Annotated in this window: 18 protein-coding genes and 1 pseudogene; 8 read left to right on the top strand and 11 right to left on the bottom strand. The window is 33.6% G+C overall.

The annotated features are described in order from the left end of the window. Nucleotides 1-38: 38 nt before the first annotated feature. The 7 genes and pseudogenes from tatC to BAR153v2_RS01000 form a co-directional block, all read right to left on the bottom strand. Nucleotides 39-818 carry a twin-arginine translocase subunit TatC gene (gene tatC / locus BAR153v2_RS01030; protein WP_371325857.1) on the bottom strand — a complete coding sequence of 260 codons (780 nt, stop codon included), beginning with the start codon at nt 816-818 and terminating at the stop codon, nt 39-41. Then, nucleotides 808-1,257, bottom strand: a complete 450-nt coding sequence (gene tatB, locus BAR153v2_RS01025) for a Sec-independent protein translocase protein TatB (RefSeq protein WP_078679934.1) — start codon at nt 1,255-1,257, stop codon at nt 808-810. Before tatB ends, tatC begins: the two co-directional genes overlap by 11 nt. An 80-nt stretch (nt 1,258-1,337) precedes the next feature. Continuing rightward, nucleotides 1,338-1,634, bottom strand: coding sequence for a twin-arginine translocase TatA/TatE family subunit (gene tatA / locus BAR153v2_RS01020; RefSeq protein WP_078679933.1), 297 nt, complete (start codon nt 1,632-1,634; stop codon nt 1,338-1,340). Nucleotides 1,635-1,851: 217 nt separating this feature from the next. Continuing rightward, nucleotides 1,852-2,883, bottom strand: coding sequence for a beta-N-acetylhexosaminidase (gene nagZ, locus BAR153v2_RS01015; protein WP_078679932.1), 1,032 nt, complete (start codon nt 2,881-2,883; stop codon nt 1,852-1,854). A gap of 1,126 nt (nt 2,884-4,009) precedes the next feature. Next, nucleotides 4,010-4,917: pseudogene (locus BAR153v2_RS01010) on the bottom strand (4-(cytidine 5'-diphospho)-2-C-methyl-D-erythritol kinase). Nucleotides 4,918-5,168: 251 nt separating this feature from the next. Continuing rightward, a complete protein-coding gene (locus BAR153v2_RS01005; protein ID WP_078679931.1) occupies nt 5,169-6,017 on the bottom strand; it encodes a S49 family peptidase in 849 nt (282 codons plus the stop codon). Between the two features lie 103 nt (nt 6,018-6,120). Then, nucleotides 6,121-6,909, bottom strand: a complete 789-nt coding sequence (locus tag BAR153v2_RS01000) for a tRNA1(Val) (adenine(37)-N6)-methyltransferase (protein ID WP_078679930.1) — start codon at nt 6,907-6,909, stop codon at nt 6,121-6,123. A gap of 213 nt (nt 6,910-7,122) precedes the next feature. Here BAR153v2_RS01000 and BAR153v2_RS00995 point away from each other — a divergent pair, with 213 nt between their 5' ends. The 4 genes from BAR153v2_RS00995 to glyS all read left to right on the top strand — a co-directional run bounded on the left by BAR153v2_RS00995 (nt 7,123) and on the right by glyS (nt 13,197). Next, nucleotides 7,123-8,136 (top strand): polyprenyl synthetase family protein, encoded by a 1,014-nt coding sequence (locus BAR153v2_RS00995; RefSeq protein ID WP_078679929.1) that lies wholly within the window; start codon nt 7,123-7,125, stop codon nt 8,134-8,136. 98 nt (nt 8,137-8,234) lie between these two features. Further along, nucleotides 8,235-9,917, top strand: coding sequence for a tetratricopeptide repeat protein (locus BAR153v2_RS00990; protein ID WP_078679928.1), 1,683 nt, complete (start codon nt 8,235-8,237; stop codon nt 9,915-9,917). A 107-nt stretch (nt 9,918-10,024) separates the two neighbouring features. Further along, nucleotides 10,025-10,969 carry a glycine--tRNA ligase subunit alpha gene (locus tag BAR153v2_RS00985; protein WP_078679927.1) on the top strand — a complete coding sequence of 315 codons (945 nt, stop codon included), beginning with the start codon at nt 10,025-10,027 and terminating at the stop codon, nt 10,967-10,969. Continuing rightward, nucleotides 10,969-13,197 carry a glycine--tRNA ligase subunit beta gene (gene glyS / locus BAR153v2_RS00980; RefSeq protein WP_078679926.1) on the top strand — a complete coding sequence of 743 codons (2,229 nt, stop codon included), beginning with the start codon at nt 10,969-10,971 and terminating at the stop codon, nt 13,195-13,197. The genes BAR153v2_RS00985 and glyS overlap by 1 nt, the downstream gene beginning before the upstream one ends. A 229-nt stretch (nt 13,198-13,426) precedes the next feature. Here glyS and BAR153v2_RS00975 read toward each other — a convergent pair whose 3' ends face one another. Then, nucleotides 13,427-14,296 (bottom strand): methyltransferase domain-containing protein, encoded by an 870-nt coding sequence (locus BAR153v2_RS00975; protein ID WP_078679925.1) that lies wholly within the window; start codon nt 14,294-14,296, stop codon nt 13,427-13,429. 209 nt (nt 14,297-14,505) lie between these two features. Here BAR153v2_RS00975 and BAR153v2_RS00970 point away from each other — a divergent pair, with 209 nt between their 5' ends. Together BAR153v2_RS00970 and grxC are read left to right on the top strand one after the other, a co-directional pair. Beyond that, a complete protein-coding gene (locus tag BAR153v2_RS00970) occupies nt 14,506-15,273 on the top strand; it encodes a ComF family protein (protein ID WP_078679924.1) in 768 nt (255 codons plus the stop codon). Between the two features lie 44 nt (nt 15,274-15,317). Beyond that, nucleotides 15,318-15,575, top strand: coding sequence for a glutaredoxin 3 (gene grxC / locus BAR153v2_RS00965; RefSeq protein ID WP_078679923.1), 258 nt, complete (start codon nt 15,318-15,320; stop codon nt 15,573-15,575). A 21-nt stretch (nt 15,576-15,596) separates the two neighbouring features. Here the strand turns inward: grxC and ubiG are convergent, their stop codons facing one another. Further along, entirely contained in the window at nt 15,597-16,340 is a 744-nt protein-coding gene (gene ubiG, locus BAR153v2_RS00960) for a bifunctional 2-polyprenyl-6-hydroxyphenol methylase/3-demethylubiquinol 3-O-methyltransferase UbiG (RefSeq protein ID WP_078679922.1), read from the bottom strand. Between the two features lie 186 nt (nt 16,341-16,526). On the opposite strand from ubiG, the gene BAR153v2_RS00955 reads away from it, so the two are divergent. Continuing rightward, nucleotides 16,527-17,780 (top strand): aspartate kinase, encoded by a 1,254-nt coding sequence (locus BAR153v2_RS00955; protein WP_078679921.1) that lies wholly within the window; start codon nt 16,527-16,529, stop codon nt 17,778-17,780. A gap of 695 nt (nt 17,781-18,475) precedes the next feature. On the opposite strand, the gene nhaA is transcribed toward BAR153v2_RS00955, so the two are convergent. Together nhaA and BAR153v2_RS00945 are read right to left on the bottom strand one after the other, a co-directional pair. After that, nucleotides 18,476-19,825, bottom strand: a complete 1,350-nt coding sequence (gene nhaA, locus BAR153v2_RS00950; RefSeq protein ID WP_078679920.1) for a Na+/H+ antiporter NhaA — start codon at nt 19,823-19,825, stop codon at nt 18,476-18,478. A gap of 149 nt (nt 19,826-19,974) precedes the next feature. Continuing rightward, the gene (locus BAR153v2_RS00945; RefSeq protein ID WP_078679919.1) at nt 19,975-21,678 is read right to left on the bottom strand and encodes a hypothetical protein; all 1,704 of its coding nucleotides are present in this window, start codon (nt 21,676-21,678) and stop codon (nt 19,975-19,977) included. A gap of 359 nt (nt 21,679-22,037) precedes the next feature. Between BAR153v2_RS00945 and BAR153v2_RS00940 the strand changes: the two genes are divergently transcribed. Continuing rightward, a complete protein-coding gene (locus BAR153v2_RS00940; protein WP_078679918.1) occupies nt 22,038-23,804 on the top strand; it encodes an SLC13 family permease in 1,767 nt (588 codons plus the stop codon). Nucleotides 23,805-23,925 lie beyond the last annotated feature (121 nt).

The raw sequence follows: 23,925 nt of genomic DNA, 5'->3' as shown, positions 1-23,925 counted from the left end.
TATATTTCCACTCATTCCCTACTGTAAAAATAAGTTCACTATGAAGATTTTTTGTTTTTTTCTATACAGCGTGCAATAAAAATTGAGATCTCATAAAGAAACACAGTTGGTAAAGCCACTGCAAACATAGTAAAAAAATCTGATGGTGTTACCATAGCAGCAACTATAAAAGAAATTAAAATAGCCCACTTTCGTTTGGATATTAATATATGGCTTGTCAATAATCCGACTCTCGTTAAAAGACTTATGATGAGAGGCAATTGAAAAATTAAACCAAAAATCAAAATAAAAGATATCATAAAATTTAAATAATCTGAGATACGAGCTATAAACTCTATCTTTAAACGAAAATCCGGCAAAGCCTGCTGAGAAAGACTAAACCACAACATTAGTGGAGCCAAGAGGCTATAAACAAATGTTCCTCCCACAATAAATAAAATTGGTGCACTAATAAGAAATGGTAAAAAAGCTCGACGCTCATTTTTATAAAGTCCTGGAGCTATAAAACTATAAAGCTGAAAAGCCGTATAAGGAAATGATAAAATAACTGCACCAAACGCAGCAAGTTTCATCTTCGTTAAAAAAGTCTCCCACACTTGTGTTGATTGAAGACGAATATTTCCAGGATAACCACCTGATATCTTTATCGCCCACTGATAAGGCCATATCAAAAAATTCAAAATATAATCTTTGATAAGAAAACACAGAATAAAAGCTATAAAAAACACAACCAGAGTTGCAATAATTCTCTGACGAAGCTCAATCAAATGCTCTAGAAGAGTGATTTTGACATCAACTCCATCTTTTTTAGAAATCACGATCATTTTCCTTATCTTTATTTTTAAAATCTTTATAGATAATTTTATGATTGTGAGAAGTAGACACAGTTAAATCTGGATTAACTTCATCTGTACTAAATTCAAAGACTTCTATATCTTTTTCTAATTTATGGAGTGTAGCATCGACATCAAAATTATCTGAAACATCCCCTCTTTTATTATATATTGAATCAAAAGATTTTTTAAACTTTTTTCTAGAGTTGGGACCGCTAGTGTTTGAGGTTATCTTTTTCAAATCATCTAACTCAGCTTGTTTTATTACATCATCAAAATGATGACGAAATTCATTAGCTGTTGAACGCATATATGCAATCGCTCTTGCTATAACTTTGAGCGTTTTAGGTAAATCTTTTGGTCCAACCACGATGATGAAAATAAGTAAGATAACAAGAAACTCTGATCCATCAATTCCAAACATCGCTTATACTCAACTTCTCCATTTAAAAGACTAAAAAACTATTGCTAAAATTATGATTTCGTCTTTAACCACTCTGCACATTATCCTCTCGTAACAGGATCCTTCCTCGCCTTAGTTGAAGAAGTCCTGCTCTTTGGCTCTACCACACGCTCTTCTGATAATGGTTGAGAATATTGAGCAACATCTATTGTTTTAGAATAATCAGCTACTTCAAGCTCATTTTCAGTACTTTCTTCTTCTTCTTTCATATTATTTTTAAAAGCTTTTATACCTTTAGCAACATCCCCCATTAATTCAGAAACTTTACCACGCCCAAAAAGCACAAGGATGATCAACAGAATTACAATCAAATGCGTTGGTGAAAAAATATTACCCATAACTTCATCTATGCCCTTAAGACTGATTTAATTCATTTACACTCATTTTTTTGAAGGAGGATGTATGTCATATAAATATTATTATATCCTTACGTTCTAATTAATATTATATTCTCTGCATAAATTAAAGGCAACAAAACGACCATTTTAAAATAACATTTTCAATCCTACATATCATATTATCATGGATAAAAATATTAAAATTCTCTTCTTCCATTCAAACAAGAGCTAAAAGACTTGAAAATTCTTCCCTTAAAGCATTTTCATTCGAATGATCGGGTGTTGTAACCTTAGAGCAAATATTATATACACGCTCCAATGCTTTTCCCTCCAAAAATGGAGCAGCATCAGCAACAATATGCATCTCTTGTGGCTTACCATGACAATGAAGAACGATATCACAACCTGCTGCAAAAATTTTACTTGTTAAATCTGAAAGATTTTTTGATAATGAGCTCTCTGAAAGAGCTTTCATTGACAAATCATCCGACATTAAAAGTCCATCAAAGCCTATTTTTTGACGGATAACATTTTCAATCACTTTGTTAGATAACGTTGCTGGTAATTTATCATCAATCGCTTCATAAACGATATGAGCGGTCATTGCAGCTGGTAAATCAGCCAAATTTTTAAATGGAATAAAATCACTCTGCTCCAAAATATCGAGTGACACATCTACACGTGCCAGCTCTAAATGCGTATCAGAAAATGCTCGCCCATGTCCAGGTATATGTTTTATCACTGGTAAAACGCCACCATCTAAAAGCCCTTGAGCGGCAGCACGTCCTAACGCAGCAACAGTTTGTGGATCTTGAGAATAAGCGCGCGTTCCAATCACATCATGAGCTCCTGCCACTGGCACATCTAAAACAGGAAGACAATTCGCGTTAATACCATATCTCATCAAATCAAAAGCATGAAGCCGCGACATAATCCACGCAGCACGAAGCCCTTTATCCTGATCTTTTCTATAAATTTCCCCCAAGATTTTAGCTGCTGGATAATCCGGCGCCAAAGGCGGGCGTAGACGCTGCACCTTCCCACCTTCTTGATCAATAAAAATAAAAACATCGTCGTGTTTACTGAATTTACGTAAAGAAGTAATAAGCGCTTTCAGATCATCTGCTGTTCCTATATTCCGAGCAAATAAAATAAAAGCCCAAGGCTTATGTTCAATAATAAATTCTTTTTCATAATCTTCTAAAAAAATACCAGAAATACCAGAAATTATAGCCTTTATCCCTGACATCGTAATAACACCTCCCCAATATTGATTGTCTAATATTTTTATAAAATTTCTATTTTAGCTAAAATAATTTCATACCCCATACAAATTTTTAAAAGCTATATCTTAATATCATAATACTATGCACAAAAAAGCTGCTGCTTAATATAAAATTACCCTTTAACAATAACTCATTTCCCATAAAAAACTATCATCTGTCAAATTGTAAATTAGAAATATTATAAAATAACAAAAATAATGGATAACAATTCACTAAATTTTATAAAATAAAAAGTACAAAATCATTAACTAATGAGCCGTCATAATGGTAAATATAATACTTGATCTCAAACTCATAAAGACTGCTTCAGATAAACTGATTAAAACCAATAGCATACTTCACCTAAAAATTTATTCAAACAAAATCCAACTCTGCCAGTTTATGTTTATACACTAAACTATTATGGAGTGCTATATTAGAAAATAATTGGACATAGCTACCTCAATTACTTTCATCACTGGAAGCAAATGTTCTCAATTTAAATTCTCCAATTGATATGCTTCAGCGATATAATCGCAAACCTTCTACCGTCATATATTCAAAATAATCTTCCTCAGTTGTAGCAAAGCCTATAATGTTAGATATAAATACATCATGCAGAAAAGATTCATAATATCCTATATAAATCAATTAGCTTTCTCATAACTTCAGTTAATAACAAATTATATGATTTGATAACGTGATTAACGATATTTGGATACCTCTAAATACTCGCATTTAAACTACACAAGTATGTACTATTTTGAAATGTACTTGCAAAAATGACGATATCAGCTTTAATTGTATAAAACAAATAAAAGCAATAAAGCTATTTCATACAATGAGACATAAATGTAAAGCCATGATAAGTTATGATCATTTCACTAAAGAGTTTTTCCTTTCTTGATAGTTCTATCTCGTTATCACTTTTCTTTTCTGGTATTTTACCATTCCGATAATAAGCTACTATCTTGATTATACTTTTTTAAAACTCCCACTATAAATAAGTATGTTACACTAAAATTATGCAGATCTAGATCAATAAGCACTTAGCTAAAACATTACTTCTATACCCATAACAAAAGATAAAAATTATTTTTCTGATTACTGTTATCGTGTACCTAAAGTCATGATAGGTCTCACAAACCAATCGGGATACACTGATTTAATAAGAAAAGCTGCTTTTTGCGCCGCTTTCCTATCTTTAAAAATCCCAAAACACGTTGCTCCTGAACCAGACATACGAGAAAAAAGAGCCCCACTTTTATCTAATGTATATAAAACTTCGGCTAACTGAGGAGCGACTTTTAATGCAGAAACAAAAAGATCATTACGTGTTTCCTGCAAAAATTCAACCAATGAAAAAACTGTTTTGAAGGCAGATGTATCAATTTGCAAACGAGAATAATTACACTTTTCTAAAGTTTTAAAAATAGTCTCTGTAGCAATATATTGACCATGATTCACCAACACCATTGCAAGAGAACATGCTTCTTTTACAGGTGTTATATCATCACCAATTCCTTTAACAAAAAGTGGCTGCTGATCCTCCAATGCGAACAAACACATTGGAACATCAGCTCCAAGGACTAAACTCATTTTAGCCAACTTTTTATAAGAACAATCAAGCTTCCATTGCCTGCGCAACACATATAATACACTCGCAGCATCACCTGATCCCCCCCGATACCTGATGCAATGGGTAATGTTTTAACAAGCCGCAAAAAACTAGGCTGAGCACTGTTAGGAAATTTCTTACGCATAAAATCACGAGCACGGACAACTAAATTCTCTGTGTCAGAAGCAATTCTATTAGCAAAAGGGCCCGTTACAATAAAGTGATCACTCTCAAAAGACGCATAAGTTAAACAATCGCCACTAAAACTAAAACAAACCAAACTTTCTAACAAATGATAGCCATCAGAACGCTGCCCTACAACATGCAAAGCTAAGTTCAACTTAATGGGAGTAAATACATAAGAACGCTTTTTAAGCAAAGCATGTACATTTGATATCATTGAACGGAATATTCATCTGTACAAAGACCTTTTACCAATGCTCCTTTTACACTTGCGTATAATGCAACTTTTGAGTGAAAAATATATCGATATACCCATTTAAAATGACATTTCAAGACACAACAACTATAAAGAGCTATGGCACACATCAAACTAAATAAAATAAAACTCACCATTATTAATTTTTTCTCCTATTAGCACTTCTAAATAACGATCAATCTTTTTAAACATTGAATGAAGCGCTATTTTCATTACAAACCATAACGTTGCCAAAGTACTCGCTCTTCTGCCGCCATCATAACACCATCAACTGCAGTATAAATGGTATCAGTAGAAATACCTAAATGCACTTTAGAAGACAACAAACTTTTGGGAGGAGAAATTAAGCGCAACTTTGCATTATTACCAAACCGTTTTTTAATAACAGAACGAACATCACCTAATTCATCAATTAAGCCAAGCTCAACACCTTTTTTTCCGCTCCAAAACATTCCTGTAAAAATATTTGGATCATCTGATAATTTTGACATGCGCCTTTCCTTGACCAAATCAATAAAAGTTTGATGAACTTCAAGCTGCAAAGATTTCAAATGATCAACATCTGTTTTCTTTTCTGGTTGAAATGGATCTAATGTAACCTTGTTTTTTCCTGCCGTATAAACACGACGCTCCACACCAATTTTCTTCAAAAGTTCAGGAAAACCAAAAGAAGCTGAAACAACACCAATAGAACCAACAATAGAGGAAGGATCAGCAAAAATTTCATCTCCAGCACAAGCAATCATATAACCACCCGATGCTGCTACGTCCTCAACAAATGTAAAAACCTGTTTGTTTTTTTCATTTGCTAAATCGCGAATACGCTGAAAAATAAGACGTGATTGAACAGGAGAACCACCAGGAGAATTGATAATTAAAGCAACCGCTGGTGCTTTTTTATAAGAAAAAGCCTTATCCAAAAGGCTCGCAGATCTTGCTAATGACAATGTACGTGACATCAACGAATTTGATGATATAATCGCTCCCTGAAGCCTTACAACAGGGATTTGAACCGTATTAGAACGAAAACAGCATGACATTAAATTCTTTATACAACCCATAAAAACAAAAGCTCCCTAAGTAATAAATCAAAAAAGCGAAACAATTCTTATATAAATAAAAATTCTCATCTAAATTTAAGAAATAAATTTTAAAACGCAAGTATTAAAAACTCTCCCACAAACTGATATATCCATTATTAATAGCATTAATCCGTGGTAAAAAAACATGACTATCACTCTCATGCGTAACTAATGGTGGTAATATGGACAAACCCGCTCTACTCCCCCGTTTTGCATAAAACAAAATACGAATCGCTGCTGTTTCAGCATGAGAATGCACAGGAATTATACATACATTACCAAAGCGTCCTTTTAAAGCATATAATATATCATTCAATGATCGCGGACGTGCAATTAATCCTAAATATCCACCGGGTTTAACAATTGCTGACGCGCACCGAAACCAATTTTCAAACATTGCTTCAGGCATAACATGTGCTTCTAACTTTTCCTCATCAGGTGTTTTACGGTCTGCTGAGCTATTAAAGGGAGGATTCATAATTGCAAAATCAAACGCATTATCCATCAGTCCTGCTTTCAAACGTTCTTTACCTTTTAAGGTAATATCTACTTTTAATAAACAAACTCTTCTAGCTAATTTCTCATTCTGTTTTAGCATAAGTGTTTTCTGAGCATAAGATATCATAAAAGGAGATCGTTCAACCAATGTAATATGAGCTTCAACGCAACGTGAAGCAACTGCTAATCCTGCAGCACCTGCACCTGCACCTAAATCAACAACCTTCCCTTTAAAACCACTAGGAACCAAACCAGCAAGTAACATAGCATCCATACCAGATCGATGACCCTGTAAGCGTGGTTGTACTAAATAAAACTTACCACGATGGAACCCATCTATTGTTTCATTACTATGATTTTTTACCCTACGCATCTAAAAGCTTAATATGACCCTGATAATTTTATTTATACTTTTAAAAGTGCTATTTAAACTATCCTATTTAAATTAATATGATTAATATAAAAAAAAATATTTTTTCAAAATTATTAAAACTTTTATTTCAAATCAGTACCAAAACTTGAGTAAAAACTCATCCCTCTTTATGCTATAAAGATATTTATCTGAAATATTTTAGGAGTGAACAAATTGGGTGCCACCACACAATTAAATCATAAAAAAAAACAAGACTCCCTCTATCCTCTTTTCAGTCTTACTAAAGAAGATATGAAGCGTGTAAATCAATTGATCATTTCTATGGCTAAATCGAACGTTACAATGATTCCTGAAATTTCTAATTATCTTATTTCATCGGGTGGTAAACGAATACGCCCAATGATTACCTTAGCCACCGCTCATATGTTTGAATATCAAGGTGATGAACACATAAAACTCGCAACAGCAGTTGAATTTATGCATACAGCAACTCTCTTACACGACGATGTTGTTGATGAAAGCGAATTACGACGGGGAAAATCTACAGCACGAATACTTTGGGGAAATCAAGCAAGTATTCTTGTTGGTGATTTTTTATTAGGACAGGCTTTTAAAATGATGGTAGATGTTGGCTCTCTGGAAGCTCTCTCTGTTTTATCAAATGCTGCTGCTATAATTGCTGAAGGAGAAGTTATGCAACTTTCCGCCGCAAAAAATATAGAAACAAACGTCTCAGATTATCTCAAAATTATAAAGGCAAAAACAGCTGCCCTTTTCTCAGCAGCTGCTGAAATAGGACCAATTATTGCTGGTTACGGACATGAAGAACGCTCTGCATTACATCAATACGGTTTATCATTAGGATTAGCTTTCCAATTGATTGATGATGTCCTTGATTATAGTAGCAATACTCAATATTTAGGCAAAAATATTGGTGATGACTTTCGAGAAGGAAAAATTACAATGCCTGTTATTCTGTCATATACACGCGGAAATGATACAGAAAAAACATTTTGGAAACAAGCTCTTGAAAATAACCATAACAACGATGAATCCTTAAAGCATGCGCAACATTTAATAGAAAAATACAATGGTCTAATCGATACAATAGAGCAAGCTCGAATTTATGGAAAACGTGCAATTGATGCTCTTTCTTCAATAAAGGAAAATCCTGCTAAAAATGCATTAATTGATATTATCGATTTTTGTATCGAACGCGTAAACTAATTCTTTGCAAGAATCACAATACAGTATTTTAGTACAACAATTAAACATAGTTTATAAACTATAAAAATAATTAATTATCTTTAAGAGGGATTAACTTTATGCGCAAGGCAACAGTACCGTATTTTTTTATTCTCATAGGAATCATACTGATGCCACTACCCACTTATAGTGCAGATGAAAAAATTAATCCAAGTTCATTTACAGGTGCTTATCTAGCAGGACGAATTGCAAATTATGAAAACAAAATGAATCTTGCTGTCCATTATTTTAAACACGCGCTTACTTATGAACCTAATAATCTTGAGGCACAAAAAGAAATTTTTCAAGTAATGCTTAGTGTAGGTGCGTTCACAGAAGCTGCTCAACAAGCAAAAAAAATAAAAGAAAAAGGTATTGTTACACCACTCATTTCATTAACATTATTAATAGAAAATCTTATCAAAAAAAATTACAAAGAAGCTCAACTGCTTCTACAAGCTAAAAAATCTTATCCTGATAATAATCCAATATTTCAGTTAACCAATGCTTGGGCTGAATTTGGATCTGGTAATCACACTAAAGCAATCACTAATCTTGAAAAGCATTTGGGACCCTCTTGGTATAATCTTTTTATACATTATCATCTTGCACTTATGAGTGATTTAGCAAAACATCCACAAGATGCAAAAAAATATTTTATTCAAGCATTCAATAATCAACAAGGAGCTATTACAGCTACTGATACCTATGAACGTATTATTATAGCCTATGCCTCATTCCAATTACGTCAAAATATGCGCAGCGATGCTATAAAAACTCTCCAATATGGAGAGAAAATATTATTAGGTTCCAAAACACTCCAAAATATCCGTCAAAAAGTTGAAAAAGGGGCCAATATAGAAAATCCTATTACAACACCTCAACAAGGAGTTGGTGAAGTATTATATAACTTTGGAACGACTCTTAATAAAAAAGGTTCAGAACGGATTGCACGTATTTTTCAACAATTCTCTTTAGCTCTGTATCCTAAAAATGAAGCAACGCTGTTTCAATTAGCAAAAATTTCTGCGAGATTAGGTGATTCTAATCAAGCCATTAAAATTTATCGTTCTTTACCACTTAACTCCCCTTATTATAGAGATGGGCAATTCCAACTTGCATTGACTCTTGCTGAAAACGGCGATCACGATGAAGCTATTAAATTATTAACGTTATTAGAGAAAAAATTTCCCAATGATCACCATATCTTTATTGCTCTGGCTGCTATTTATATGCAGGCAAATAACTTTCTTGAAGCGATCAAAATCATGGATCATGCTATCGCACAAATAACAGATTTTCAACGAGATAATTGGAAACTTTTTTATCAACGTGGAATTGCATTTAATTATTTAAACCAATGGCCAAAAGCTGAAACTGATTTTCGCAAAGCGCTTACATTTGTTCCTGATCAACCGCAAGTACTCAATTATTTAGCTTACTCCCTTATCAATCGTGATCAAAAACTCGAAGAATCATTAAATATGCTTAAAAAAGCTGTTATGTTACACTCTCAAAATAGTTATATTCTTGATTCTTTAGGATGGGCTTATTACAAACTGAAACAATATCCTCAAGCTGTTACAACATTAGAAGCCGCTGTCAAATTGCAACCTAGTGACCCAATACTTAATGATCACTTGGGTAATGCTTACTGGCGAGTTGGACGTAAACGTGAGGCAGTATTTCAATGGAACCATGCAATTGATGGAGAACCAGATAATCCGGAAAGAATTAAAGAAAAAATAAAGTTTGGTCTATAAAAATCTGGATACTTGACCATAACAATATGAAGCAATAAACAGTAATAAAGTTCAATTTTTTTGATCTTTAAATTATAAGTTATAAACATTAAAATGGTATTCAAAGAGTGAATCTACCTTCAAACTTAAATCCCAGGTATTCTTTTCAAGGACTTATTCTAAGTCTGCAAAATTACTGGGCTCAACATGGGTGTGCAATTCTACAACCTTATGATATGGAAGTAGGAGCTGGAACCTTTCATCCAGCTACAACGCTACGTTCATTAGGTCCACGTCCTTGGAAAGCAGCTTATGTCCAACCTACCCGACGTCCAACAGATGGCCGATATGGTACAAATCCTAATCGTCTGCAACACTATTACCAATTTCAAGTGCTCCTCAAACCCTCTCCTCCAAATTTACAAGAGCTTTACATCGGCTCTTTACAAACTATCGGTCTTGACACAAAACTTCATGACATACGCTTTGTTGAGGATGATTGGGAAAGCCCAACACTTGGCGCTTGGGGACTTGGATGGGAATGCTGGTGCGATGGAATGGAAGTTTCTCAATTCACTTATTTCCAACAAATATGTGGTATTGAATGTGCACCAGTCTCAGGGGAAATTACCTATGGCCTTGAGCGCTTAGCAATGTATATTCAAGATGTCAGTAATGTTTATGATCTTAACTTTAACGGCTTAGATGGTACAGACCGAATAAGTTATGGTGATATTTTTTTACAGGCAGAACAAGAATACTCATATTATAATTTTGAATTTGCTAATAGTAATCTTTTACTACAACATTTCATTGATGCAGAATGTGAATGTATTGCACTTCTCGACGCTGGAAAACCCGATAAAAAGAATAGTTCCCATTTATGTGTTTTTCCAGCTTATGATCAATGTATTAAAGCAAGCCATATCTTTAATCTCTTGCAAGCACGTGGCGTCATTTCGGTCACTGAACGACAAAATTATATTCTTCGTGTTCGTAATCTTGCCCGCCGCTGCGGTGAAGCCTTCTTATTAACTGAAGCTGGAAATATAGCCATAAACGGAGATGTATAATGCCTGATCTCCTACTTGAACTTTTCAGCGAAGAAATTCCTGCTAGCATGCAACGCAGAGCTGCTTCTGATCTTAAAAAATGTGTTATAAATAAACTTGTTAATGCAGGATTAACTTATAAAGTAGCCTGTGAATATTGGACGCCTCGTCGGTTAACATTAAACATACGTGGTCTTTCCAAAAGTTCGCCAAATGTTCATGAAGAACGTAAAGGACCTAATGTACAATCACCACAACAAATTATTGATGCTTTTTTACGCACTACAGGTCTAAATGACATTTCCAAATTACACATTGCGCATGATGACAAAAAGGGCGACTTTTATATTGCTAAAACAACCCAAAAAGGTCGTTTAGCTGAAGAAATTATCGCAGATATTCTACCAGATATTATTCGTAATTTTCCATGGAAAAAATCGATGCGTTGGGGGAAAGAATCAGCTAAAAGTGGCGCCTTAAAATGGATACGGTCTTTACAAAACATTCTGTGTGTTTTTGGATCAGCAATGGATGAAACACACGTTATTCCATTTACAGTTGGTTCCCTCAAAAGTAATAATTTAACTTATGGTCATCGTTTCTTAAGTAATGGAGAGCCTATCCAGATACGCCGTTTTGATGATTATGTCACACAACTTGAAAACCATAAAGTTATTTTGGATGCAGAGAGACGAAAAGATATTATTTTAGCAGATGCTCAAAATCTTTGCTTTGCAAACGGCTTGGAATTAATTGAAGATAAGGCTCTTTTGGAAGAAGTTGCAGGACTCGTTGAATGGCCTGTTGTCCTCATGGGTAATTTCGACAAAACTTTTCTCAATATTCCTCCAGAAATTATTCGCTTGACCATTCAAACGCATCAAAAATGCTTTGTAACACACAAACGAGGTGAAAAGGGCAAACTCTCTAATCACTTCATTCTTGTTGCTAATATCCTTGCCAGTGACAAAGGAATAGAAATCTCTAAGGGAAATAGTAAAGTTGTACACGCCCGTCTTTCTGATGCACTCTATTTTTGGCAAACAGATCAGTGTAATTTACCTAACATTACGCGTTTAGAATCTTCGGCTAAAAAACTCGATCTTGATTTAAATAAACCTCTCGACCAGCGAATAGCACACCTTGATTATTTGAATGTTACTTTCCATACTAAATTAGGAACACAAGGTGCAAGAGTAGAAAGAATTGCTACTTTAACACAAACAATCGCACCCTTAGCACAAGCAGATTCTATATTGGCTAAACGTGCAGCAGTATTAGCAAAAGCTGATTTACAAACGGGAATTGTTAGTGAATTTCCTGAATTACAAGGACTGATAGGAAGAAAGTACGCATTACTTCAAGGAGAAGATCCTCGTGTAGCTGAAGCCATTGAAGACCACTATAAACCTCTAGGCCCTAAAGATCGCATCCCATTTGAGCCTATTGCGATAACAGTCGCATTAGCTGATAAAATTGATACACTCATTGGCTTTTGGTTCATTAATGAAAAACCAACGAGCTCAAAAGATCCCTATGCATTAAGAAGAGCAGCTTTGGGAGTTATCAAGCTTATACTTTTAAATGATTGGAAAATAAACCTTATACCACTGCTTCATCAGGCAATGAATTGTTTATTACAACAAAAAATTAAGTATGCAACATCTGAAATAGAATCTGTACAACTTCAAAACATGTCTATAGAAAAAAAAGAAAATATCATATTAGACCTGTTAGCATTTTTTCATGAACGACTAAAAGGTTATCTTAAAGATGAGGGAGCGCGCCATGATATTATTGAAGCCGTTTTAACAAAAAGTGACGATGATATTTTATTCATTACGCGCCGAGTTGAAGCACTTACCTTTTTTATCAATACCCATGATGGAGATAGTCTTTTAATTGCAGTAAAACGCGCCATCAATATTCTTGAAAATGAAATCAAAAAAGGAACAGCAATAATAAACAAAGTCAAACCTGAGCTTTTTATTGAAACAGAAGAAAAACAGCTTTATCAAGCAACGATTGAAACAGAAAAAAAGATTGCTGATCATATTCATGTAACAGAATTATCATCTGTACTGAATAGTTTATCACTCCTCAAAAAGCCTATTAATGCATTCTTTGAAAAAGTATTTGTAAATGATGACAATATAAATATTAGGGCCAATCGTTTTGCTCTTCTTGAACGTATTCGCATAGTTACACAACGTGTTGCAGATTTCTCAAAATTACAGTCTAAAATCTAATGTACTTCTTGATAAAAAAATCATAATGCATGTCTTTTATTTTCAGTACTTTCTGCACAAAATATCTTAAGAGAAAAGCTATAAAATAATTGCTCAAACAATTTTATTCTTCCATTAATTCCTTTAGTAACATGTGAAGAAGTGGCTTTTTATTTTAAAATAAAAAATATTACTTTTGTAGCTTTAACTCAATATAACAAATGATGGATTACTTTTATATATTAGCATGTTATTTCTTTAAAAAATCTACAAGAGATATTTGAGCTGATCCTGGAGGTATTGGCTTTTGTTGTTTTGGGTCAGGAGCCCAACCGGAGAGCCAAAGAAAAGAGAAATGTGCACGAATACGACCGTCGGGATCACTGAATTTTTTCGCATAAATTTCATTAGCGAGAAAGAAAAATCGTTTAGATACAGGACGGCGAGAGCGGCTAATAAGTGCATTTTGCATTCCCATAGCTTTAAGATCATACATGAGATCAAACATCGTATTATAACGTATGGTGATATCTTCAACATCCACCACAGGCATAGCAAAACCGGCACGCTGTAAGAGAGCTCCTGCATCACGAATATCTGCAAAAGGATAAATTCTTGGACTAACACCACCGTAAATTTTATTTTCAGCTTGTAGCAAACTTTCACGCAATTCTTTTAAAGTACCGGCTCCAGCCATAACAGCAAGAAATAAACCGTCTGGTTTAAGAATATTTTTTATTTGACTAAGAACACCAGGAATATCATTAGTTAGCTGTAAAGAAAGAAGAGAAACAATAAGGTCACAATAATGTTGAGGTAAATCAAGCAACTCTCGATGGCGTAAATGAAATGGATTGTCATCATTTTGGTAAAGAATATTGGTTTCAACACGTTCTATAGAAGCAATTTTACCGGATCTTTTTAAAGTTTGCACCGCAAGACCTGTATGACCGTGTAAATCTAAAGCTAATGTAAAATTACGATTAACAGCATTGAGACGTTTGTAGAGATCATCAACAACATAAGAAAGTAAAAAATCACATCCTTTTTTTGCTCTTTTGAAAGCACGTTGACGAAATTGCTCAATACAACTGTAATCAAAAATCAAAGGATGAGACATATCTTATAGCACTATTAATTTACGAGATTATATGATTTATCATAGGATTATTTTACCTATTATGCTATATCAATTTTATAACATAAAAAGAAAAGAGAAACGGTTTTACAAAAGAAACAAGCAGTTGGAAAATTAAATTTAACTCTTTTGAAATATGATTTTTTTTAATTACTACAGAAAACTGATAACTTAGTTAAAATACTTTAAAGATATTTTTTACTATTGGTGATATATTGTATAAACTTATTGAGCACTTACTAAAAGTTTTATATCCGCCAATCTGTCATGGATGTAAAAGAATGACTTCCGCTTATGGAACAGTTTGTTCTGATTGTTGGAAAGATCTTCAATTTATCACAAAGCCTTATTGTCCCGTTATGGGCACTCCTTTTGCGTATGATATAGGAGAAAAATTTCTTAGCGGCGAAGCCATTCAGAATCCTCCCCCCTTTTCATTTTTACGCTCTGCTGTCGTTCATAAAGGTTTAGCACGAACTTTAGCAACACAATTGAAATATGGTGATCGTTTGGAATTAGCATCTTTTATGGCAAATTGGATGATGCTTGCTGGGCGTGAAATTATTAATGATTGTGATTTTATTATCCCTATTCCTTTACATTCTCGTCGTTTTTTTGCGAGACGTTATAACCAATCTGCTGAGCTAGCTCGTTATATTGCGGCAAAACAGAAAAAACCTTTTAAGCCTGGTTGGCTTGTGCGTTATCGGTACACACGTCCACAGGTTGGTTTATCTGCTAAAGAACGAAAAATGAATGTGCAGAATGCTTTTAAAGTGCCTAAGGAAGTTAAAAAACATCTCAAGGGACGCTCTATTTTGCTTATTGATGATGTTTTGACAACAGGTGTAACAGTTACTGCAGCAGCTAAAACACTAAAACATGCAGGTACACGACAGGTGAATGTATTGACATTTTCGCGTGTCTTAAAAGATAATTTTGCTTTGCCTTATTTTTAAAAATTTATTTAACATGTATTATACAAAAAGCATTGGAAAATATTATGAAAGAAATTACAATTTATACACGCCCTAATTGTCCATATTGTATAAAAGCGCGTACTTTACTTGATCAAAAAGGAGTGAAATACACTGATATTGATGCATCAACTTCTCTTCGCCAACAAATGGTGCAACGAGCAAATGGACGTAATACATTTCCGCAAATTTTTATAGGAGATTATCATGTTGGTGGATGCGATGATCTTTATGCTTTAGATACTGAAGGCACGCTTGATTCTCTGTTGAAAGATTTTCAATAACTATTTATTCTGATGTACTTATTAAAACCGTTTTACAAGAAGTATATAATTAACATCCATATCGCATGAGTAGTTCCAACTATCAGTTAATGGATTATAAGTAAGACCAAGTTCATCAATGATAACTAAAGAATTTGTGCGCAATAATTTTTTAAGTTCTTGAGGTTTTAAAAATTTTTTATAGTCATGTGTCCCTTTAGGAAGCCATTTTAAGATATATTCAGCACCTACAATGGCAAGCCCCCATGCTTTCCATGTACGGTTTAGTGTTGAAATAAACATGAGTCCTTGCGGTTTAATCATTTTAGCCGTAGCCTCTATAAAAAGATCAACATTCGCAACATGCTCAACAACCTCCATATTAAGGATTACATCAAATTGTTCACCTTTATTTACAAGGACTTCTGCAGTAGCTGTGCGATAATCAATTGAAAGACCACTTTGAATTGCATGAATTTTTGCGACCTCAATATTCATTTGTGCAGCATCAACTCCTATGACAGTGGCTCCAAGGCGTGCCATTGGCTCACATAATAAACCACCTCCACAGCCGATATCAAGAATTCTCAAACCCTCGAAAGGCGTCAGTGAAATGGGATCACGATCAAATGTCAAACAGATTTTTTCCTTAATATATGCAAGGCGTGTTGGATTAAAATTGTGAAGTGGTCGAAACTTTCCTTGTGGATCCCACCACTCAGCAGCAATACGCGAAAAATGATCAATTTCACTCTGATCAATCGTTGTACGCGTTCCATTTATCATATATCGCTCTCCTTTTATTTGGCTTATCAAATCATATGAATTCTTTCTAAAGCCAAGCACAAATTAACACAAACATATCAGACTTGTGAAAATAATAGATATTAGTTATGTGAAAATAGAAACTTGATACAGTATAAAGCTTTATTCTCATTGTTAATTAAAATAAAAATCATAAGAGTGTCATAAATAATGCGTCTTGTAATGAAATTTGGTGGAACATCTGTAGCAAACATTAAATGTATTCGTAATGTTGCACAGCACGTTAAAAGGGAAGTAGATATAGGTAATAAAGTTGCAGTGGTCGTATCAGCAATGGCTGGTACAACTAATCAACTTGTACAATGGGCGCATGATATTGCACCGTTGCATGATACTTATGAATATGATGTAATCGTTGCTTCCGGTGAACAGATAACAGCTGGTTTATTGGCTATTACACTTCAGTCAATGGGAGTAAATGCACGTTCATGGCTTGGTTGGCAAATTCCTATTCATACTGACAGTGCTCATAGTAGTGCGCGAATTACAGATATTGATGGATCCTTTTTGATACAGCGTTTTCAGGAAGGCGAGGTAGCCGTTATAGCTGGTTTTCAGGGTTTAGCTCCAGGTAATCGAATTTCTACTTTAGGGCGTGGCGGCTCAGATACAAGTGCTGTTGCAATGGCAGCAGCTTTAAAAGCTGATCGTTGTGATATTTACACAGATGTTGATGGTGTCTATACAACCGACCCACGTGTTGAACCTAAAGCGCGCCGTTTACCAAAAATAACTTTTGAAGAAATGCTTGAAATGGCCTCTCTTGGAGCAAAAGTTTTACAGGTTCGTTCTGTTGAACTAGCTATGGTTCATAAAGTTCGTATTTTTGTGCGCTCAAGTTTTGAGGATCCTAATCCTATTGGCAGCAATAATCCAATTACTCCCCTTGGAACACTTATTTGTAATGAGAATGAAATTATGGAACAACAAACTGTTACTGGTATTGCCTTTGCTAAAGACGAAGCACAAATTTCGTTACGCCGACTTGCAGATCGTCCAGGTGTTTCTGCAGCGATTTTTTGCCCTTTAGCCGAAGAGCATATTAATGTTGATATGATTGTGCAAAATACTTCTGAAGATGGTTCGAAAACTGATATGACTTTTACAATACCATCAGCAGATGTAGAGAGGGCAGTTATACTTCTTAAAAAAAATCGTAAAAAAATTGGATTTGATGTTATCCAATCTGAAAGTGACCTAGCAAAAATTTCTATTATTGGGATTGGAATGCGTAGCCACGCAGGCGTTGCGGCTACAGCATTTAAGGCTTTGGCAAAAAAAGGTATTAATATTCAGGCAATCACTACTTCAGAGATTAAGATTTCTATTCTAATTGATAGCGCTTACACTGAACTTGCGGTTAGAACATTACATAGTGTTTATAGCCTTGATAAAGAATAATTATCTTTTCTCTTAAAAATCTTCAGAATACGTATGAGCTCTCTGCTTAATATACGTATTATTCTCTTCTTAAGACACCATAGATATATTCGATAATCTCTTCATACGTAAAAAATAGCAAAAAACGATTGTGCTAAACTTAAATGTGAAAGCTTTACTCTCTATCCTTAATATAATATGCAATATCTAATTTGGAATCATAACATCAGCTTCATTTTGCTAGATTTTTCGAATATAAGCTACTGCATTAATATTTTTAGATTTGAATAGTTAAATTCAATATTATCAGTTCACAACAAAGTTTTCTTTCAAAAACAAATAAGAAAAAGTATAAGAAAAACAATTTTTAGCTCTGCAGAAAAACAAAAAACTATTGCCCCTTTACTTTTATACATTTTTACATTGAAAATGCATACTTCTAAATATGTATCTTGCAATACAATCGACGTATTGTTCACCAAATAAAGAAAAATGTAGCTATTGAATTTTATTCCTGTTATGTCTTATATACTTGGAATCTTTAAAGTTTATGCACTTTATAAGTTTAATTGTTATCCTATGCAGTCGGATTACACTCTCACCTGCGAAAGTTAAGTATTATGTTTTTTGGTATTATGAGTAAATTATATATAAATTAAATAAACCACCCTCTCCCTTTAAAGGATTTGGTTAAAATTTAATCATTATTTTCTTTATTAAAATTTATCATGTACTTTTTTATGTTTTTTGATATAAAAGAGACCATATACAAGGCCGATAAAAGCAGATAAACTAGACCCGCAAAGTACGCCAATTTTCGCAGAATCAAGTTGAACAACATCTTTAAAAGCAAGCATTGAAACAAAAATAGACATTGTAAAACCAATGCCTGCTAAAAATCCAATCAGTAAAATTCCTCCCCACGTCATGTTAGGTGGAAAACGACAAAGACCTGCTTTTACAGCGAGATAACTAGCAGTAATAATACCAAGTGGTTTACCAACAAATAATCCAATAATAATACCGAAAACAATGAAAAATGATTTATTAGAAGAAAGATCGAAATTTGCAAAGCTAACGCCAGCATTTGCAAAAGCAAAAACTGGCATTATACCGTATGCTACCCACGGATGTAATGCTTTTTGAACGCGAATTACAGGTGCAATTATATCACGTTGTCCTTTACGTACTTTTTTTAATGTGTGGTGTAGATCTTTAACAGTATTTTTTTCTTGAAGAGATTTTACCGCATTACTGAGCATTGTAAGTGGAGCTACAAGATGACGAGTAGGAAAAACTGGAGTCATCATGCCCAAAACTACACCAGAAAGTGATGGATGCACCCCTGTTACCATTAATCCCCACCAAATAATCGCACCTGGTACAATATAAAGCCATGCTGCTGCAAATCCAATCCACTGAAAAAATAAAACCAATGCAATACCTGCTAATGCAATAGCTAAACCACTAGGATCAAGGTCGGTCGAATAAAAAAAGGCAATGATTAAAACAGCAATGATATCATCAATAATAGCTAATGATAAAAGAATAATATGAAGATTAGAAGGTATGGCTTTTCCAAAAAGAGCAAGAACCCCTAAAGCAAACGCAATATCAGTAGCAGTTGGTACAGCCCAACCATAAGTGTGTCCACCATTTAAATTAAAGCTAAGATAAATAATCGCAGGGAAACAAACACCTCCTATTGCTGCAACAATTGGCAAAACTGCTTGTTTGAAATTTGCAAGAGCTCCTTCGTGAATTTCTCGCCGAATTTCCATTCCTGCTACAAGAAAAAATACAGTCATAAGAACATCATTAACCCAAAAATGCAGATCCCATGAAAGATTAAAATGGCCAAAATTAAAACCAAGGGATGTATGCCAAAATGCTTCATAAAGAGAAATATATTTAGAATTGGCAAAAATAAGAGCTGCAGTTGCCGCAACTAACAGAATAATACCACTAAGAGCTTCTATATGGAGAAAACCTTCAATAGCAGAAAGTGCTCGCTTAGTTACAATAGAAGCACGATTAGGTAAGCGATTTGATGATAAATTAGGCATAAAATAACTCCAAATATCAACAATTTTCTAATATATATTTTTGTTTATAGATTACTTCTATGATATTTCTGATAATATCATATAAAGATGAAAAGAAAAACGATAGCTTTTTAATTTAGAACTCAAAGATTTGAAACTAGTTACGTTTTTCAAAAAGACACTTTATTTTTGACGGTTAAACTCATTTTATTTAAAATATTTGATAAATCATTTTGCAAAATATTTTTAAGATCCCCAGTTGTAATACCTTTATTGTCTTTCGCCCTCATTTTAATTATTAATGTTTTTGGATTTTTAGCAAAATCCCCAAAAGATTTCGAAATATTTTCAGCTTCATCGTGATTTTTTAATAACATTTTCAAACTTTTGGTTACAATTAAATAAAAATAATCATAAAGCTCTTCTTTAAGATTATGGTCATAATTATCGCTGAAATTTTGTGCAAGATAAGAGAAAAACTTATCAATGAATCCAGCATCTTTATAATACAGATCAATTTCAGGTATGCTAAAATCTTGAGTAGAAAAAATCATCGCATCTTTTTGACCTGAAAAAAATGCTTTATCAATATTCATTATTTTTGCTGATATATTTCCAGAACCGATATCTTTTATATTAAAAGACATCGCATTTAGCAAAAGTGTACGCTTTTCTTCATTATATGCAACATCAATCCTTCCTGAAAGATTAAAATCTTCAATATTCATTTTTTTAAGAAAATCTAAATCATTTTTTTCCATTTTTTTAGATAAAATCGAAAGGCCATTGAGAGAAAGCAAAAGTTTTTGAGGTATGGATTGCTGCCATTGACTTGGTTTTAATTTAAATGAATCAAGTTTTATTTTAAGCTGTGGCATATCAACTGTTGCTTTATCCATGATAACATTAATAGAGGTTATTGCTGAAAAACTATTTAAGAGAGCTGCGTTCCATACTGCTTTTATATCTTCATGATTATTTGTCTTTTTTGCATTAAGGTAGGCTTTGATAAGTTGCTCAGGGGAATGAGTCATTGGTTTCATTTTCAAACAAGATGCTTTAAACTTGCCAAGAGAAAAAGAAGTATTTTTATTGTTTTCTCGAAAGCGATCGACCACCATATTATCCAACATAATTGACCCAACAACAGTCGTGCTTTTCTTCGTTTTACTTGTACCAAAAATAATAGAGTGAGCATAATCAACATTGATATTATAGGCTTTAATTGCATCACTTTTAACGATTAAATGTATTTTTTGAGTATCATTTGCAATCGTTGATACAAGATTAATGTTCGTTATTATATTGTCTATACCAATAGAACGGATGTGACCATTTTTAAAATCTGAAATCTGAAAGTTCTTTATGCTTATTTTTTCAGTTGATTTATTACCACCGTTTATGAAAAAAAATAGATCTGGTACAGAAATTGATGCAATATTAAGGCGCATAAGTTGTTGAAAAATAGGAGATTTAATTGTTATATCTTTTTCCTTTAAAGATACACTACTAATAAACATTTTTGGTATTTTTAAATGAATATTATCGTATTTTAAATCGATATTATAAAGTGTGAAACTTCCTGGAATGAAAGCAATAGGAGGACGAGCTGAAATAGCCCCAATTTTCAGTGATATACCTGTAGGAGTTGGTAAAATAATATTTTTTAAATTAACTTTTCCTACAATACTAAGCTCCGATGTCTCAGCATAGATAGAATGACGAACCATTTCTTTTTTTATAAAGCTATCTAGATAGGGTTTTATTATATAAAATCCCCCAACAAATATGATAGCCAAAATAAAGATAAACCCAATGATATACTTAAACCAATTCTTTTGATCACTTTGACATTGACTACTAACATTAGCCATTCTTTTTTCTTTCAGTTTTATCATTCATAATTAAATGTAGATAAATTCTCCTACAATTCATATATGCTATAATATCTATTACACAACTGTCTATTTTTATCACTTTTGCATGTAGAGTTATTATTTTACTTTTTTCAATAAATTTTTATTAACTATCACCAATTTTCTTTAATTTAATTTTTGCAAAACTATAATAATTAACAAGAAAATATATGCTAAATATTATCTTTTGAGCATTTTTATCACCCATTTAATTAATTACAGTCATGTTTGGTTTGATCTTGTTTCTAGTGATAGGAACAGTTAAAAACGATATGTGCATTTGTAATAATGCTAATTAACAGGGAAAGATGAATCTCATGACAGAAGATCAAATAATGGCTTTTTCTATCATTTGTCTCATGATGATTGTTTTCATTTGGGACCGATTTCGTTATGATATTGTTGCTGTTTGTACGTTATTAATTGCCTGCACAGTAGGCCTTGTCAGTCCAAAGGAAGCATTTAGCGGTTTTAGTAATGATATTGTCATTATTGTCGGTAGCGTATTTGCAGTTAGTGCAGCTGTATCACGCTCTGGTGTAATGGAATTAATTATTCAACATATATGGCCTGATGTGAAATCAATAAGGCTTCAGCTAGCTTTTTTAGTTCTCTCTGTCATGCTTTTATCAACATTTGTTAAAAACATTGGTGCTTTGGCTATTATGCTACCAATAGCTTTTCAGTTTGCTCGCCGTTCTCAGGTTACACCATCAGTATTTTTAATGCCAATGGCATTTGGTTCTTTATTGGGTGGTCTTATGACACAAATAGGCACCTCTCCTAATATTGTTGTTTCAGCTATGCAAGAACGTTTGACAGGAGCTCCTTTTACTATGTTTGATTTCATGCCAGTTGGCATAGCAGTTGCTATTTCTGGAGTATTATATTTAGTGTTTTTTTCCTGGCGTTTACCTATCCGTGCACATCCGAGTGTATCATTTGATGATGCTATTGATATTCGTAACTATATTTCAGAAGTACATATTCCAGCTTGTTCTCCGATTATTGGTAAAACTATTATTGATCTTGTTAAACCATCAAGTGGCGAAGTTATGGTTCTGCAAATTATTAGAAATAAAATGTTTATTTCTCCTTTGCCGGATTTTGTTTTTTCTGAAGGAGATATTGTTCTATTAGAAGGATCACATAAGGGTTTAGATATTGTCATTAATTCTTCCCGTTTGGAATTTTTTACTGGCCATGCTGTATCTACAAACGATAAAGACAGTGAAATTATTGAAGCAGTTATCTCACATGATTCACCTCTTATCGGCATCAGTGCTAAAAATTTTTCAATTTTTGAGCGTTATGATGTGAATATCCTTGCATTAAGCCGTCAGCATGAAAGGGTTCGGAGAAGACTCAATGATATCGTCTTCCACCTTGGAGATGTAATTGTTTTACGAGGGCAAGATGTAGTCATTCCAAATTTGTTACGGGAATTGAAATGCCTGCCATTAGCAAAGCGTAATATTATGTTTGGTAATTTACGGCATAGTCTTGCAGCTTTGTCTATTTTATTTATAGCAATTGCTTTGACCGCTTTTCAGATTATTCCAGTTGCGTTATCTTTTTTTGCAGCCGCTGTCGCAATGGTTATTTTTCGCGTTCTTCCAGCACGTAATTTATATCAAACTCTAGACGGTCAAATATTGGTATTATTAGCAGCTCTCATTCCAGTAAGTGAAACACTAGAAAAAACAGGATGCACAAATTTAATCGGTCATTGGCTGAGTCAATTGGCCGTATTTTTACCACCATCTGGAGCATTGGCGCTTATTTTAATTACAGCAATGTTAGTGACACCATTTTTGAATAATGCGGCAACAGTAATGGTAATAGCACCAATTGCATCAAGCTTTGCTCATTCTCTCCATTATAAACCTGAAGCTTTTCTAATGGCTGTCGCGATAGGAGCTGGATGTGATTTTCTCACACCTATTGGACATCAATGTAATATGTTAGTAATGGGTCCAGGTGGTTATCGTTTTAGTGATTATCCACGTTTTGGTATTCCATTAGCTATATTAATAGCAGTCGTTGCTGTTCCCATGTTAATGTGGGTCTGGCCATTACAATAGAATACTTTTTAGATAATAGATGCGCGTCGTAGAAAAAAGTTTAGATAAAAAAGTGAGATTGAATGATATTATTGAAATTGTATAAAATTATATGAAACTAAACATTCAGAAAATGATTATT

Source organism: Bartonella sp. AR 15-3 (assembly GCF_002022445.1).
GTDB lineage: Bacteria > Pseudomonadota > Alphaproteobacteria > Rhizobiales > Rhizobiaceae > Bartonella.
The sequence above is the reverse complement of the archived record's forward strand: the minus strand, read 5'-3'. Positions and strand labels throughout refer to the sequence as shown.